Here is a 14,588-nt window from a genome sequence, read left to right as displayed (position 1 = left end):
CCGATTTGAAAATGAATCAGCCCCCGACCCGTTTTCCCAGGTCAGGGGCTGATCATTCAGGGTGAGTAACGGGACTCGAACCCGCGACATCCTGGACCACAACCAGGTGCTCTACCATCTGAGCTATACCCACCATGCCCGGTCTTTTTCTGACCGGCCGAGAAAAAGTGTACAGGGTCCGAGAGGGTGCTCGCGCCTCCATTGTTCAGCCGCTGATCTCAGCCCCCGAAAGGCCTATGACCAGCGGCTTCACAAGGACCTACGGCGTGGGTGGTGCGACGTGCGCCGCGATCGCCTTGGCGCGCTCCGAGTCCGGACCGGGCTGCGGTACGAAGATCGCCTCGCGGTAGTAGCGCAGCTCCGTGATGGAGTCACGGATGTCCGCGAGCGCCCGGTGGTTGCCGTTCTTCTCCGGACTGTTGAAGTACGCCCTCGGGTACCAGCGGCGCGCCAGCTCCTTGACCGAGGACACATCGACGATCCGGTAGTGGAGGTAGCCCTCCAGGGCCGCCATGTCCCGCGCCAGGAAACCTCGGTCGGTGGAGACCGAGTTTCCGCAGAGCGGGGCCTTGCCGGGCTCCTTCACGTGCTCGCGGACATACGCCAGCACCTGGGCCTCGGCGTCGGCCAGGGTGGTGCCCCGGGCCAGCTCGTCGAGGAGGCCCGAGGCGGTGTGCATCTGGCGCACCACCTCGGGCATCGTCTCCAGGGCCGTGTCCGGAGGGCGGATCACGATGTCCACCCCTTCGCCGAGCACGTTCAGCTCCGAGTCGGTGACCAGTGCGGCCACCTCGATGAGTGCGTCTTCCGTCAACGAGAGCCCGGTCATCTCGCAGTCGATCCACACCATGCGGTCGTTCATGGCCCCACCCTACGGGGCACTCCGTTGACCCGGCAGGGTCGGGCGTCCGGTGGCGTACGCGTCGGGTCCCGGTTTCCCGGGCTCCGGCTGCCCCGCCCCGACCGCCGCCGACGTGACGACATGCGGACCCGGCGGGGTGGCCGCGGCCGTGGCGCGACGGCCCGCCGAGGAGCCCTGGGGGGGCACGACCGGCTCGATCGCCGCGGTGACCGGCTCCACACCGCCGCCGTGCGGACGACGGGCCCGGTAGGCGGCCCGGTACGCGGCGGGGGAGGAGCCCAGCTGGCGCCGGAAGTGCCCGCGCAGCGCGACCGGCGAGCGGAAGCCGCAGCGGCCCGCGACCTCGTCGACCGAGTACTCGGACGTCTCCAGCAGGCGCTGCGCCTGCAGCACCCGCTGGGTGATCAGCCACTGGAGCGGTGCGCTGCCGGTGAGCGAGCGGAACCTGCGGTCGAAGGTCCGCCTGCTCATGTAGGCGCGCGCGGCCAGCGTCTCCACGTCGAACTGCTCGTGGAGATGCTCCAGTGCCCAGGCCACGACCTCGGCGAGCGGGTCGGAGCCGATCTCCTCAGGTAAGGACCTGTCGAGGTAGCGCTCCTGACCGCCGCTGCGCCGCGGCGGCACGACGAGCCGGCGGGCCAGTGCCCCGGCGGCCTCCGTGCCGTGGTCCGTGCGGACTATGTGCAGGCAGAGATCGATCCCGGCCGCCGTCCCGGCGGAGGTGAGCACGTCGCCGTCGTCGACGAAGAGCTCGCGCGGGTCGACGTGCACCGACGGATAGCGTTTGGCCAGCGTCGGTGCGTACATCCAGTGCGTGGTCGCCGGGCGGCCGTCCAGCAGACCGGCGGCGGCGAGTACGAACGCCCCGGTGCACAGCCCGACGATGCGGGCCCCCTCTTCATGGGCGCGACGCAGCGCGTCCAGCGCCTCCGCGGGCGGCGGCGAGGTGATCGAGCGCCAGGCGGGCACCACGACGGTGCCGGCCCTGCTGATCGCCTCCAGCCCGTACGGCGCGGTGAGTTCGAGTCCCCCGGTGGTCCGCAGCGGCCCCTCTTCCCCGCCGCAGACGAGGAGTCGGTAGCGCGGAACTCCCGCGTCCTGTCGGTCGATTCCGAACACGGAGAGCGGGATCGAGCTCTCGAAGATGGGGCCGCCGCTGAACAGCAGCACGGCGACGACTTCCCGTCGTCGTCGTCCACTGAGCTTCCGTACAGCCTCCGTTGCGGCGGCGGAGTCCTGGCTCATGACGCTAAGCCCCCCTTGGTGTTCGCGTCTTTCTGGTCCTTACGGGCCTGTCGCTCCTGCACGTTTCCCCTCGGTCCTGCACGAGTCCCCAGTCTTCGATACCCAAGATCGAATCTACTGCGTCCCGTGGTGCCGGCGTGACAAGTTCACCAACCGGCGTTATGTCGACAAGGCAACTTGGCGGGAAGCATTCGATCACGAAGGGTTTCACTCGGCGGCCGTGCAGGGAAGTGCGCCTCGCCTTGATGGCCCAACCCCGTCGGGTAGAAGCGTACCGCGCGGTCTCTTCCTGCCTGGTGGCAAGGGGGTTGATCGGCCAATTCGGCAAGGAAGCGACAGGGGTGTGAAGTTGGCTGAAAATAGATGGTTGTGCATACGTGATTCGGTCAGTCGACCGGCGCACAACCTCGATGAACGGTTGCTTCTTTGCGCCCCTCGGCAGGTGCACGGCCGGTCGCGGGGAGTGGTGCGGCGGCCTCGCGGGGCAGCTGAATCCTGCCCGGCGGACCGACATGCGTCCCCGGCCGGGTGGCGGGCTCCGGGCGGGGCGGACGGGCCGGGGCGCCCCCGGGGTGACTCCCGGGGTCGGATCGCCGGGTCGGCGGTCGACGGCGGAGCGGTGATCCACCCCGGGTGCCCGGCGGTCGCGCGGTGGGGCGGAGGGGGTGGCGGACGGAGCCCCGCCGGTCACCGAGCGGAGCCGTCCGGGCCCGGCATCGTCGATGTACCGCGCAACCGGCATTGCCATACGGATCCGCCTCGGGCATGCTCCGTGAAACGTCGCGCGCGCTTTGCGCGGGTCTGGGCAGTGGAGGAGTGGCGCCGTACCCTTGGGGGTAAGGGGTTGGGAAGATGATTCCCGGACACCGCAACACCGCCCGCTGACGCACCTTCCCCAAGTCGCTCTCCTCACGAGGACTCTCTTCGCCGAGACACCGATGGCCGGTCACGAAATCCCCGAACCCGCCGACCGCAAGCAGGTAGCCGACGCCATGTCGGACCCGCAGGCGGTCGAAGAGACACGTCATTCCTGCGACCCCGCCTTTCGGCATGGGGTCGTGGTCGGCTTCGACGGCTCGACCTCCAGTGAGCGCGCCCTCGCATACGCCATCGGCATGGCCCGAAGATCAGGTTCCGGCCTGATCATCGTCCATGTCGCCAATCGGCTGCCGACCACCGTCTGGGCAGGCTGCGAGCCGCCCGTCTTCGTCGATGTGCCCGATCACCGCACCGAGGTGCTCGGCCTGGAGCTCGCCTGTGCGGACTACCTCTCCGAGGTTCCGTGGGTGCTCGTCGAGCGCGGCGGGGACATCTGCCACGAGCTGGAGGAAGTCGGCCGGGAGTACTCGGCCGACGCCATCGTCGTCGGCTCCACGCATGGCATCGTCGGCCGCATCTTCGGCTCGGTGGCGGGGCGGCTCGCGCGTCGCGCGCAGCGGCCGGTCGTCGTCATTCCCTGACTGTTTCGCGTCCCGGCAGTCCCTGTCGCCACCCCTTTCACGGGGGCGGCTCTCTTTGTCGGCGTGGCGTCAACTCGCCTGTGGAAACCGGCAATCCATTGCCGCCCAGAGGTGGATTGTGCGCTTGTGAAGCGCACATAAGCGTCATTGGGAAGCAAGGCCACCATATGTGAAGGGAGTCCGCCGTGGACCATGACGTCTCTGCGGGAAGCACCAGCACCGCTGCCCTCGGCCATCTCGCCCTGGGACTCACCCCGCTGGGGTTCGGTATCGGTCACACCGGGGTCGTGGACGGCGTGACGGCGGCCGACGCCGTCACGCTCGCGCTCTACGTCGGCGGCATCGCCCTGTTCGTCGCCGGACTCCTTGAGTTCCGCGCGGGCAGCGGCTTCACCGGCACGGCCTTCGCCGGACCAAGAGCTGTCCCGTAGGCGCTTTCTGGTTCACCCGGGGGCACCGGCGCGAGTGCCCATGTCTCCAGCCACGGGGCAGGGCTGTTCCTGCTGCTCCGGGCCCTGTTCGCACTCAGCCCGACCCTCGGGGCGGCAAAGGGTTCCCGTCCGGACCGGCCGGGACCGGCACGCGGGGGGCCGGTGCCGGGGCATGCGAGCCCACGGCGGACCGGGGCGAGGGGCCCCGGGGCAGGCAGCGGCCCGCACGGGAGCGGCCCCGCACCCACGACGACGGTGGGTACGGGGCCGCTCTGCCGGGTACGGCCCGTGCGGGGCGCTACTCGACGGTGACGGACTTCGCCAGGTTGCGCGGCTTGTCGATGTCACGGCCCATGGCCAGCGCCGTGTGGTACGCGAAGAGCTGGAGCGGGATGCCCATCAGGATCGGGTCCAGCTCGTTCTCGTTCTTCGGCACGACGATGGTGTGGTCGGCCTTCTCCTGCACCTGGTGGGCGACGGCGAGGATGCGGCCGCTGCGGGCCTTGATCTCCTCCATCGCGGCGCGGTTCTTCTCCAGCAGATCGTCGTCCGGCACGATCGCGACCGTCGGCATCGCGGGCTCGATCAGCGCCAGCGGCCCGTGCTTCAGTTCGGAGGCGGGGTACGCCTCCGCGTGGATGTACGAGACCTCCTTGAGCTTCAGCGAGGCCTCACGGGCGACGGGGTAGCCGCGCACCCGGCCGATGAACATCATCGACTTGGCGTCCGCGTACTGGGCCGCCATCTCCTTGATCTCGTCCTCGTTCGCCAGGATCTCGCTGATCTGGGCGGGCAGCCTGCGCAGACCGTCGATGATCCGCTTGCCGTCGGCGACCGACAGATCGCGGATCCGGCCCAGGTGCAGGGCGAGCAGCGCGAACGCCACGACCGTGTTCGTGAAGCACTTGGTGGAGACGACACAGACCTCGGGGCCGGCGTGGACGTACGTACCGCCGTCGGCCTCCCGGGCGATCGCGGAACCCACCACGTTGACGACACCGAGCACCCGGGCGCCCTTGCGCTTGAGCTCCTGGACGGCGGCGAGTACGTCGTACGTCTCGCCGGACTGGGAGACCGCGACATACAGCGTGTCCGGGTCGACGACCGGGTTGCGGTAGCGGAACTCCGAGGCGGGCTCGGCGTCCGCGGGGATACGGGCCAGCTCCTCGATCAGCTGCGCGCCGATCTGGCCCGCGTGGTACGAGGTGCCGCAGCCCAGGATCTTGATCCGGCGGACCCCGCGCGCCTCGCGGGCGTCCAGGTTGAGCCCGCCCAGGTGGACGGTGGCGAAACGGTCGTCGATCCGGCCGCGCAGCACCCGGTCGACGGCGTCGGCCTGCTCGGAGATCTCCTTGTGCATGTACGTGTCGTGGCCGCCCATGTCGTACGACTCGGCCTCCCACTCCACGGTGGTCGGCGTGGCCGTCGTGGACGAACCCTCCGTCGTGTACGTACGGAAGTCGTCGGCCTTGAGGGTGGCCATCTCGCCGTCGTCGAGGGTGACGACCTGACGGGTGTGGGCGACCAGCGCGGCGACGTCGGAGGCGACGAACATCTCCCTCTCGCCGATGCCGAGGACGACCGGGGAGCCGTTGCGGGCGACCACGATGCGGTCGTTGAAGTCGGCGTGCATGACGGCGATGCCGTACGTGCCCTCGACCGAGCGCAGCGCCTCGCGGACCTTCTCCTCCAGGGTGTCCGCCTGGGCGCGGGCGATCATGTGGACCAGCACTTCGGTGTCGGTCTCGGAGAGGAAGACGACACCGTCGGCGACGAGCTTCGCACGCAGCTCGTCGGCGTTGTCGATGATGCCGTTGTGGACGACGGCGACCCTGTTGTCGGCGTCCAGGTGCGGGTGGGCGTTCTCGTCGCTCGGGGCGCCGTGGGTGGCCCAGCGGGTGTGGGCGATGCCGGTGGTGCCGGTGAAACGCTTGGGAACGCGGGCCTCCAGCTCGCGGACCCGGCCCTTCGCCTTGACCATCTTCAGGGCGGCGGGTTTCCCGGCCGACGCCTTGCCGGTGATGACGATGCCCGCGGAGTCGTAACCCCGGTACTCCAGCCGCTGCAGCCCTTCCAGCAGCAGCGGGGCCACATCACGCTTCCCGATATACCCGACGATTCCGCACATAGAGTCTCTGCCCCTCCATCGACGTACCTGTGGTGCTCGTTGCTCAGCCGTAGACGATGCGGCGCAGCTGGCGGAGCGAGAGCTCCGGCGGCGCGACCGCCCGGTGCGGCAGCTCGGCCGCGATCCGCTCGAAGATCTCCGCGTTCACCAGGCCACCGGACTGCAGCTCGCGGTGGCGGCGGCGGACGAAGTCGTCGGTCGTCTCGTCGAAGTACGCCAGGACGTCGAGGACCACCCGGGCGGCCTCGCCGCGCTGGAGCGCGGTGCTGCGCACCAGGTGATCAATGAGGTCGTCATGCGACGAGCGGCGTTCGAGCACTCGTCGATATTGCGGTGGGCGGGGCGCTTACGCAACAATTCTGCCCGATATCGGGCAGAGCTGGGTGTGATTGCGCTCTCGGACGGGCTCGGAGGTGATCGATGAGGGCATCGGCACGCCCGCGATTCACAGACGCTTCAGGACGGCCTGCTTGGCGGCGGTGAACTCGTCGTCGGTGAGGATCCCGGCCTGACGCAGCTCACCGAGCTCCCGCAGCCGGCGCAGCAGGGCATCGTGGTCGTCCACGGTCGGCGCGGGGGCGGGCGTCGCGGGTCCGGCCGGGGCCGGGATCTCCGCGGGCCGCGCGGCCTCGGCCCCGGCCTCCTTCTTCGCCGCGCCCGGCAGCCGGACCAGTACCGCCGCCGCGACCAGTGCCGCCGTGTACTCCTTCTTGGACAGCCCCCACAGATCCAGCGAGTACGGGTCGAACGCGGCCGCCGGAGCCGGGGCCGTGGCCGAGCCCCGCACGAAGCGCAGATGCCCGTTCTCCAGACCGATGGCGGGTATCCAGTGCACCCCGGTCACCTCCGACACCGGGAAGGCGACCGGGCCGGCCGAGGTCTTGACCTCCTCGGCCTTCCAGTTCCAGGTGAGGCGGATGGTCTCCCCGTCGAACGAGGCCGTGCCGTCCCCGCCGCCTCCGGCCACCGGCACCGCGGGTCCCGGCAGCAGGAAGCCGTCCACCGGCCCGGTGGGCACCTGCTCGATCAGCAGCGCGCTGCGCACCTCCTCGACGAAGTACTCCGCTGCTCCACTGCGGTCCTTCTCCACGGCCAGCTGGTACGGATCCGAGGCGTCCTTGAGCCTGCCCTCCGCGGCGCGCAGGACCGGGCAGGCGCCGTCGCGCAGCCGCAGTCGCAGTCGGCCGCCCTTGCGGTCGGGTTCGAAGGCGATGCCCGCCAGAGCCCGGAGCGGGACGACGCGTTCGCCCAGCTCCTGCCGGAGGGGATGGATGCCCTTGCCCCTGCCCGGCACGATCCGCACCGTCTCGCCGTCGAACGTCCACGTTCCGTCACGCTGGATTATTTCCGCCATGAGCCGGATTCTCTCAGCCGCATAACGGGGAAGTGGTCTACACCTTGACCATGCGTGGGGCAGGCGATACGCATGGTGATGGTTCGGTCAGGAGATCCACAGGTGTGCACCCGTCGAAAGGGACCCGGCTTGTGAGACTGCACAGGACACAGCGGATCGCTCTTCCCCGTCTTCTCGGCTCGCTGCTGCTCGTCACGGCGGCCGGTATCTCCAGTGTCGGTGCGGCGCCGGAAGGGCACGCGGCGAGCCGCGGCCCGGCCCCGGCCGCCTCGCCCCGTCCGCTCGGGCAGATAGTGCCCGCCCCCGCCGAGGCGAAGCCCGGCGGCACTCCGTACACCATCACCGCGGCCACCAGGATCCGTGTCGAGGGCGACTCCCGCGAGGCCCGGAAGATCGGCGACTACCTGGCGGGCGTGCTCCGCCCGTCCACCGGGTACGCCCTGCCGGTCACCGGCCGCGGCGGCGACGGCATCCGGCTCCGGCTCGACTCCCACACCGGCGCGGCGGGTGCCGAGGGCTACACGCTGAAGTCGAACCGCGGCTCGGTCACCATCACCGCGCGCGGCCCGGCAGGGCTCTTCCACGGCGTCCAGACGCTGCGTCAGCTGCTCCCGGCCGACGTGGAGAAGGACAGCCGCCAGAAGGGCCCGTGGAAGGTCGCGGGCGGCACGGTCAAGGACGCGCCCCGATACGCGTACCGGAGCGCGATGCTGGACGTCTCGCGCCACTTCTTCTCCGTCGCCGAGGTCAAGCGCTACATCGATCAGCTCGCCCTGTACAAGATGAACAAGCTCCATCTGCACCTCTCCGACGACCAGGGCTGGCGCATCGCCATCGACTCCTGGCCGCGGCTCGCCACGTACGGAGGGCAGACCGAGGTCGGCGGGGGAGTCGGCGGCTACTACACGAAGAGCGACTACAAGGAGATCGTCCGGTACGCGTCCTCCCGCTATCTGGAGGTCGTGCCGGAGATCGACCTGCCCGGCCACACCAACGCGGCGCTCGCCTCGTACGCGGAGCTGAACTGCGACGGTGTCGCGCCGCCGCTCTACACCGGCACCAGTGTCGGTTTCAGCTCGCTCTGCGTCCCGAAGGCGGTCACGTACGACTTCGTGGACGACGTGGTCCGTGAGCTGGCCGCGCTCACCCCCGGAAAGTACCTCCACATCGGCGGCGACGAGGCGCACTCCACCAGCCACGCGGACTACGTGGCCTTCATGGACAAGGCGCAGGCCATCGTCGGCACGTACGGCAAGACCGTGATCGGCTGGCACCAGCTGACCGGGGGCACGCCGGTCAAGGGCGCGGTCGCCCAGTACTGGGGCTACGACCAGACGGGCGCGGCCGAGCGCAAGCAGGTGGCGGACGCCGCCGTGAACGGCACGAAGCTGGTGCTGTCCCCGGCGGACCGGAGCTACCTCGACATGAAGTACGACAAGGACACCAAGCTGGGACTGGCCTGGGCCGGTTACGTCTCCACCCAGCGCTCGTACGACTGGAACCCGGCGACGTACCTGGACGGGGCCCCGGAGGGCTCCGTCCTCGGCGTCGAGGCGCCGCTCTGGTCGGAGACCCTGACCAACAGCGACGAGATCGAGCAGATGGCGTTCCCGCGCTTGCCCGGGGTGGCGGAGCTGGGGTGGTCGCCCGCGGCCACGCACGACTGGGAGACGTACAAGGTGCGGTTGGGCGCGCAGGGGCCGAGGTTCTCGGCGCTCGGCATCAACTACTACCGGGCTCCGCAGGTTCCCTGGGCCGCGGAGTGAGGTGACCGGGCCGTCCGGCGACCGTCGCGTGACGCGTCGCCGGACGGCCCCGGTCTCAGGGCCCCGGGCGAGGCCGTCAGCCGCGTCCGGCGATCGGGTTCCGCAACGTGCCGACCAGCTGCAGCGCCCCTGACGGATCCGCCAGATCGACCATCTGCCTGTTGTTCCGCAACTGCAGCCGGTTCAGGCAGGACAGCGCGAACTCCTGCGTGAACATGTCGTACTGCTTGAACTTCTCGGCGAGATACGGCACCGACTCCTGGTACCCGGTGACGCATTCCGCGACCGTCCGCCAGAACGTCTCCTCGTCGAGGGCGCCCTCGCTCGCCAGCCCCGCGCCCAGGAAGCGCAGGAAGCAGTCGAAGACATCGGTGAGGACCGAGAGCAGCTTCATGTCCTCGGGGACCTCGGCCCGGATCCGCTCGACCCGCGGCGGCAGCACCGCGTCCGGGTCCATGACGGCGATCTCCTCGGCGATGTCCTTGAAGACCGTGCGCCGTACGACTCCGTCCTCGACGACCAGGATGACGTTCTCACCGTGCGGCATGAACACCAGGTCGTACGCGTAGAAGCTGTGCAGCACCGGCGCCAGGTAGGCGTCCAGGTAGTGGCGCAGCCAGACCGCGGGCGCCAGTCCGGACTCGGCGATCAGCGCGCCGGCGACGGAGTGGCCCTCGTGGTCGGTGTGGAGCAGCGAGGCCATGGTCGCGACCCGTTCGCCGGGGGCCAGGCCGGGGACGGGGCTCTCCCGCCACAGCGCGGCGAGCATCTTCAGATACGGGGAGCCCTTGGCGGTGGCCGCCTCGTACGTCCGGTGGTGGTAGCCGACGGCCGCCCGCTCCCGGACGATCGAGAAGCGGGCCCCGCGCAGCACCTCGTCGCGCTCGATCAGCTCGGCCAGCCAGTCGTTGATCGCGGGGGTGGCCTCCATGTACGCGGCGGAGAGCCCGCGCATGAACCCCATGTTGAGGACGGACAGCGCCGTCTTCACGTAATGCCGTTCCGGGGCACTGGTGTTGAAGAAGGTACGGATGGACTGCTGGGCGAGATAGGTGTCCTCGCCCTCGCCCAGGCAGACCAGATGCCGCTGCGCGAGCTCCCCGGCGAAGGTGACGGCCAGCTTGTTCCACCACTGCCAGGGGTGGACGGGGATCAGCAGGTGGTCGTCGAGGTCGAGCCCGAGCCCGGACATCGTGGCCGCGAACCGGGTCAGCGTCTCTTCGCCCAGCTCGCCCGCGATCAGCGTTCCGTAGTCGAGCCCGGCGCCCGCGGTGAAGGTGGCGCGGTCGCGGCGGGCGGCGAGCCAGACCAGACGGATGCCGGACGCGGCCTCGGGGGCGTACGCCCGGTACTCGTCCACACCGAAGCCGAGCCGCCCGTTGTTGGCGACGAAGCAGGGGTGGCCCTCGGTCATGCCGGTCTCGATCGCCTGGAACCCGGCCCGGACCAGTTCGGCGGAGGTGACGGGCGGCTTGGTCAGCTTGTACGCGGTACCGGCCAGGGTGGAGGAGATCTCCTCCAGGTAGACCGGCAGGATCTCCGCCGAGAGGCCGAGTGTCGAGCGCAGCTCCACGAAGAACTCGCCCGCGTCCAGCGGGAGTTCACAGCCGTGCCGATGACGGGATATGGAGTCCGGCTCGACCTGCCAGTGGTCGAGGGCGAAGAGCCGCGCGGTGAAGCGGTACTCGCTCGCCGCGTCGTCGCTGCGCACCGCGTAGCGGTCGTCGCCGAGCGGGGCGGGGGTCAGCAGCCGCTCGTGGCTGAACTCGGCGAGCGCCTTGCGGATCAGCAGTCGGTTGGCGGTGGCCCAGTGCTCCGGGGTGAGGTGGGCGACGCTGTCGATGGAGGCGGACATCAGGCCGGGCCTCCGGTCGCTGCGGCGAACTGTTCCCGTGTGCAGGCGCTGAGCAGGGCGTTCTTCTCCGGCTTGGCTATTTCACCCAGCACCTCGAAGCCGACCGCCTTGTTGAGCGCGTGCACCGCGCTGTTGCGCACATCGGGCTCGACGACCACCCGGCGTACGGACGGGTCGGCGAACAGCGTCCGCATCACGGCGGTGATCACGCCGAGCGTGAAGCCGTGCAGCGGCGTGTCGGCCGGGGCGACCAGGAAATGCATCCCGATGTCGCCGGGCTCGGCCTCGTACAACCCCTTGAGCTCGACCTCGGCGGGGTCGTACCGCTCCATCAGGAAGGCCGGCTCCCCGTCGTGCAGCCCGATGAAGGCGTCGTGGTGCGGGTGGGCGGCGATCGCCATGTACTCCCGCTCGACGTCCTGGAGCTCCGCGTCGCCCATCAGCCAGAAGGCGGCCTTGGGGTGGGTGACCCAGCCGTGCACCAGTTCGGCGTCGGCGAGGGGGTCGAGGGCGCGGACAAAGAAGGTGCCGAGGGCGGTGTGCCCGGCGTCGGCACGGTTCTGCGGGCTCATACGGCGAACTCCTGAAAGGCGATGGACTTCTCGACGGGGTAGTACTCACGGCCGAGCAGCTCGCCGATGATGTACGCGTTGCGGTAGGCGCCCATGCCCAGGTCGGGTGAGGTGATCGAGTGCGTGTGGGTGCCCGCGTTCTGCAGGAAGACACCGTGGCCGGTGGTGTCGATGGAGTAGTTGCGGGCCACGTCGAAGCGGCCCCGCCCGTCCCGGCGCAACCGGTCGTCGATGCCCTTGAGGAATGCGGGCGGGCGGTAGCGGTAGCCGGTGGCGAGGATCAGGCCCTCGGTGGTGAGGGTGTAGTCCTTGCCCTGTTCCTCCTGGTGCAGACCCAGCGTGTACGTACCGCTGCTCTCCTCGTAAGTCGCCTTGTTCAGGGAGGAGTTGGTCAGCAGCCGGGTCGGCACCGGGCCGGGCAGGTTCTTCTGGTAGAGCAGGTCGAAGATCGCGTCGATCAGCTCGCCGTCGATGCCCTTGAAGAGGCCCTTCTGTCCGGACTCCAGCCGGTAGCGGGTCTCCTCGGGCAGGGCGTGGAAGTAGTCGACGTACTCCGGGGAGGTCATCTCCAGCGTCAGTTTGGTGTACTCCAACGGGAAGAACCGGGGCGAGCGCGTCACCCAGTTCAGCCGGTAGCCGTGCACATCGATCTCGGAGAGCAGGTCGTAGTAGATCTCGGCCGCGCTCTGCCCGCTGCCGACGAGTGTGATGGACTTCTTCGCCTGAAGAGCCGTCTTCCCTTCCAGGTAGCGGGAGTTGTGCAGGTGGTCGCCCCCCAGTCCCTGACAGGCGTCCGGGACGTACGGGGAAGTGCCGGTGCCCAGCACGAGCCGCGGGGCGCGGAAGACGCCGCCGGTGGCGGTGCGCACGGTGTAGAGCGCGCTGCCCTCGTCGTAGGTGACCGACACGGCGGTCTCGTCGAAGCGGACGCTGCTCAGTCTGGCGGCGGCCCAGCGGCAGTAGTCGTTGTACTCGGTGCGCAGTGGGTAGAAGTTCTCCCGGATGTAGAAGGAGTACAGCCGCCCGCGTTCCTTCAGATAGTTCAGGAAGGAGTAAGGCGACGTCGGGTCGGCCATCGTGACCAGGTCCGACATGAACGGCGTCTGGAGATGGGCGCCTTCGAGGAACATCCCGGAGTGCCATGCGAAGTCCGGCTTGGACTCCAGGAACACCCCGTTCAGTTCGTCGATCGGCTCGGTCAGACAGGCGAGCCCCAGATTGAACGGGCCGAGCCCGATCCCGATGAAGTCGTGGGGGCCGCGGGGATCACGGGGTTCAGGAAGCGCGGTCAAGGGAGTCTCCCAGGTACTGCTCGGCGTGGCCGGAGATCAGGTCGAGTACCGCGGCGATGTCCGGTGCGGTCGTTTCGGGGTTGAGCAGGGTGAACTTCAGGTACTGGCGGCCACCGACCTTCGTGCCGGCGACGACGGCCTCGCCGGAGGCGAAGAGCGCCTTGCGGGCGTGGAGATTGGCCCGGTCGATCTCGGTGGGCGCGGTGACGCCGGACGGGATGTAGCGGAACACCAGCGTGGACAGCCGCGGCTCCACGACGACGTCGAAGCGCGGATCGGCGGCCAGCAGCCGCCAGCCCTCGGCGGCCAGATCACAGACCTCGTCGAAGAGCCGGCCGACACCGTCCGCGCCCATCACGCGCAGCGTCATCCACAGTTTCAGCGCGTCGAATCTGCGGGTGGTCTGCAGCGACTTGTCCACCTGGTTGGGGATGCGTTCGGCGGCCATCCGCTGTGGGTTGAGGTACTCGGCGTGGTACGTGGCATGGCGCAGCGAGGCCCGGTCGCGGACCAGCACGGCAGACGAACTCACCGGCTGGAAGAAGGACTTGTGGTAGTCCACGGTGACCGAGTCGGCGTGCTCGATGCCGTCGAGGAGGTGCCGGCGCGTGGGCGAGGCCAGCAGCCCGCAGCCGTACGCGGCGTCGACGTGCAGCCAGGTGGAGAACTGCCGGCAGAGCGCGGCGATTTCGGGCAACGGGTCGATGGAACCGAAGTCGGTGGTGCCCGCGGTGGCGACGACCGCCATCGGTACGGCGCCTTCGGCGACGCACTGTTCCAGCGCGCGGGCCAGCGCCACGGTCTGCATCCGCTTGTTCCGGTCGACGGGCACGGGGACGACCGAGTCCGGCCCGAGGCCGAGGAGTTTCGCCGACTTCTGGACGCTGAAGTGGCTGCACTCCGAGGTGAGGACGCGCAACCGGGTGAAGTGGTGCGGCGGCGCCTTGGCCTCCTCGCGGGCGAGCAGCAGGGCCTGCAGATTGGACTGCGTGCCGCCGCTGGTGAAGATGCCGTCGGCGGCCGGACCGAGCCCGATCCGCCCCGCGGTCCAGTCGATCAGGCGGCGCTCGATCAGGGTGCCGCCGGCGCTCTGGTCCCAGGTGTCCAGCGAGGAGTTGACGGCCGAGAGCACGGCCTCGCCGAGTACGGCGGGAATGACCACCGGGCAGTTGAGGTGGCCCAGATAGCGGGGGTGGTGGAAGTAGACGGCGTCCTTGAGATAGACGCGGTCGAGCTCGTCGAGGGCGGCGGACGCATCGCCCAGCGGCCGGTCCAGATCGATCGCGTCAACGACGGGAGTGAGCTCGTCGACGGAGATTCCGGTGAACGGCCGGTCTGTGGCGGCGAGTTTGGCTGCGACCCGTTCGACTCCTGCGGTCACGGAGCGTCGGTAGTGCTCCGCGGTCGTGTCGTTGAGCAGGTGCGAACGCATGAAGGGGTCCTCCCGGATGCGGGGAAACTTCATCGGTCCTCAGGGCAGAAGGAAGGGGCGAGGGGCCGATGTCGAAGTGAGGTTAGCCTAACCTAACTTTCTATCGGGTTGTTCCTTGTCCCCCGGGGGGACGCAGAGGTTGTCTGATTTCGCATACGGGTGGCCGCTTCCGGACTGCGGGCCGTGCGCGG

Annotated in this window: 12 protein-coding genes and 1 tRNA gene; 3 read left to right on the top strand and 10 right to left on the bottom strand. The window is 69.4% G+C overall.

Annotated features, from left to right (window positions below):
* Positions 1–60: 60 nt before the first annotated feature.
* From ABZ826_RS18590 to ABZ826_RS18580, 3 genes are all read right to left on the bottom strand, one after another.
* Positions 61–133: transfer RNA gene (locus ABZ826_RS18590), tRNA-His, on the bottom strand.
* 126 nt (positions 134–259) lie between these two features.
* On the bottom strand, positions 260–862 hold the full coding sequence (gene orn, locus ABZ826_RS18585; RefSeq protein ID WP_351073247.1) for an oligoribonuclease: 603 nt from the start codon (positions 860–862) through the stop codon (positions 260–262).
* Between the two features lie 9 nt (positions 863–871).
* Positions 872–2,107: a helix-turn-helix domain-containing protein gene (locus ABZ826_RS18580; protein WP_361448872.1), complete on the bottom strand. Its 1,236-nt coding sequence runs from the start codon at positions 2,105–2,107 to the stop codon at positions 872–874.
* A 938-nt stretch (positions 2,108–3,045) separates the two neighbouring features.
* Between ABZ826_RS18580 and ABZ826_RS18575 the strand changes: the two genes are divergently transcribed.
* Entirely contained in the window at positions 3,046–3,567 is a 522-nt protein-coding gene (locus ABZ826_RS18575) for a universal stress protein (protein WP_329838334.1), read from the top strand.
* A 185-nt stretch (positions 3,568–3,752) separates the two neighbouring features.
* Complete coding sequence (locus ABZ826_RS18570; RefSeq protein WP_361448868.1) at positions 3,753–3,998, top strand: hypothetical protein; 246 nt, start codon at positions 3,753–3,755, stop codon at positions 3,996–3,998.
* A gap of 298 nt (positions 3,999–4,296) precedes the next feature.
* Here ABZ826_RS18570 and glmS read toward each other — a convergent pair whose 3' ends face one another.
* From glmS to ABZ826_RS18555, 3 genes are all read right to left on the bottom strand, one after another.
* Entirely contained in the window at positions 4,297–6,126 is a 1,830-nt protein-coding gene (gene glmS, locus ABZ826_RS18565; RefSeq protein WP_361448865.1) for a glutamine--fructose-6-phosphate transaminase (isomerizing), read from the bottom strand.
* A gap of 43 nt (positions 6,127–6,169) precedes the next feature.
* Complete coding sequence (locus tag ABZ826_RS18560) at positions 6,170–6,445, bottom strand: hypothetical protein (RefSeq protein ID WP_093900391.1); 276 nt, start codon at positions 6,443–6,445, stop codon at positions 6,170–6,172.
* A 126-nt stretch (positions 6,446–6,571) separates the two neighbouring features.
* The gene (locus ABZ826_RS18555) at positions 6,572–7,480 is read right to left on the bottom strand and encodes a DUF4429 domain-containing protein (protein ID WP_361448861.1); all 909 of its coding nucleotides are present in this window, start codon (positions 7,478–7,480) and stop codon (positions 6,572–6,574) included.
* Positions 7,481–7,611: 131 nt separating this feature from the next.
* Between ABZ826_RS18555 and ABZ826_RS18550 the strand changes: the two genes are divergently transcribed.
* Positions 7,612–9,246, top strand: coding sequence for a beta-N-acetylhexosaminidase (locus ABZ826_RS18550; RefSeq protein WP_361448858.1), 1,635 nt, complete (start codon positions 7,612–7,614; stop codon positions 9,244–9,246).
* Positions 9,247–9,322: 76 nt separating this feature from the next.
* On the opposite strand, the gene ABZ826_RS18545 is transcribed toward ABZ826_RS18550, so the two are convergent.
* The 4 genes from ABZ826_RS18545 to ABZ826_RS18530 are packed head-to-tail and all read right to left on the bottom strand — an operon-like array spanning position 9,323 to position 14,397.
* The gene (locus ABZ826_RS18545; RefSeq protein WP_361449073.1) at positions 9,323–11,104 is read right to left on the bottom strand and encodes an IucA/IucC family siderophore biosynthesis protein; all 1,782 of its coding nucleotides are present in this window, start codon (positions 11,102–11,104) and stop codon (positions 9,323–9,325) included.
* Entirely contained in the window at positions 11,101–11,673 is a 573-nt protein-coding gene (locus ABZ826_RS18540; RefSeq protein WP_361448855.1) for a GNAT family N-acetyltransferase, read from the bottom strand. The genes ABZ826_RS18545 and ABZ826_RS18540 overlap by 4 nt, the downstream gene beginning before the upstream one ends.
* Positions 11,670–12,965 carry a SidA/IucD/PvdA family monooxygenase gene (locus ABZ826_RS18535; RefSeq protein WP_361448852.1) on the bottom strand — a complete coding sequence of 432 codons (1,296 nt, stop codon included), beginning with the start codon at positions 12,963–12,965 and terminating at the stop codon, positions 11,670–11,672. Before ABZ826_RS18535 ends, ABZ826_RS18540 begins: the two co-directional genes overlap by 4 nt.
* Positions 12,949–14,397 carry an aspartate aminotransferase family protein gene (locus ABZ826_RS18530; RefSeq protein ID WP_361448849.1) on the bottom strand — a complete coding sequence of 483 codons (1,449 nt, stop codon included), beginning with the start codon at positions 14,395–14,397 and terminating at the stop codon, positions 12,949–12,951. The genes ABZ826_RS18535 and ABZ826_RS18530 overlap by 17 nt, the downstream gene beginning before the upstream one ends.
* Positions 14,398–14,588: the final 191 nt, after the last annotated feature.

Origin of the sequence: Streptomyces sp. NPDC047515 (assembly GCF_040643055.1) — a bacterium.
Taxonomy (GTDB): domain Bacteria; phylum Actinomycetota; class Actinomycetes; order Streptomycetales; family Streptomycetaceae; genus Streptomyces.
Note: the sequence above shows the minus strand (reverse complement) of the source record. Positions and strands in the feature narration are given on the sequence as shown.

Coding starts and splice junctions, on each gene's coding strand:
- ABZ826_RS18580 (WP_361448872.1), bottom strand. CDS start 2,107: ATGAGCCAGGACTCCGCCGCCGCAACGGAGGCTGTACGGAAGCTCAGT.
- orn (WP_351073247.1), bottom strand. CDS start 862: ATGAACGACCGCATGGTGTGGATCGACTGCGAGATGACCGGGCTCTCG.
- ABZ826_RS18540 (WP_361448855.1), bottom strand. CDS start 11,673: ATGAGCCCGCAGAACCGTGCCGACGCCGGGCACACCGCCCTCGGCACC.
- ABZ826_RS18530 (WP_361448849.1), bottom strand. CDS start 14,397: ATGCGTTCGCACCTGCTCAACGACACGACCGCGGAGCACTACCGACGC.
- ABZ826_RS18575 (WP_329838334.1), top strand. CDS start 3,046: ATGGCCGGTCACGAAATCCCCGAACCCGCCGACCGCAAGCAGGTAGCC.
- glmS (WP_361448865.1), bottom strand. CDS start 6,126: ATGTGCGGAATCGTCGGGTATATCGGGAAGCGTGATGTGGCCCCGCTG.
- ABZ826_RS18555 (WP_361448861.1), bottom strand. CDS start 7,480: ATGGCGGAAATAATCCAGCGTGACGGAACGTGGACGTTCGACGGCGAG.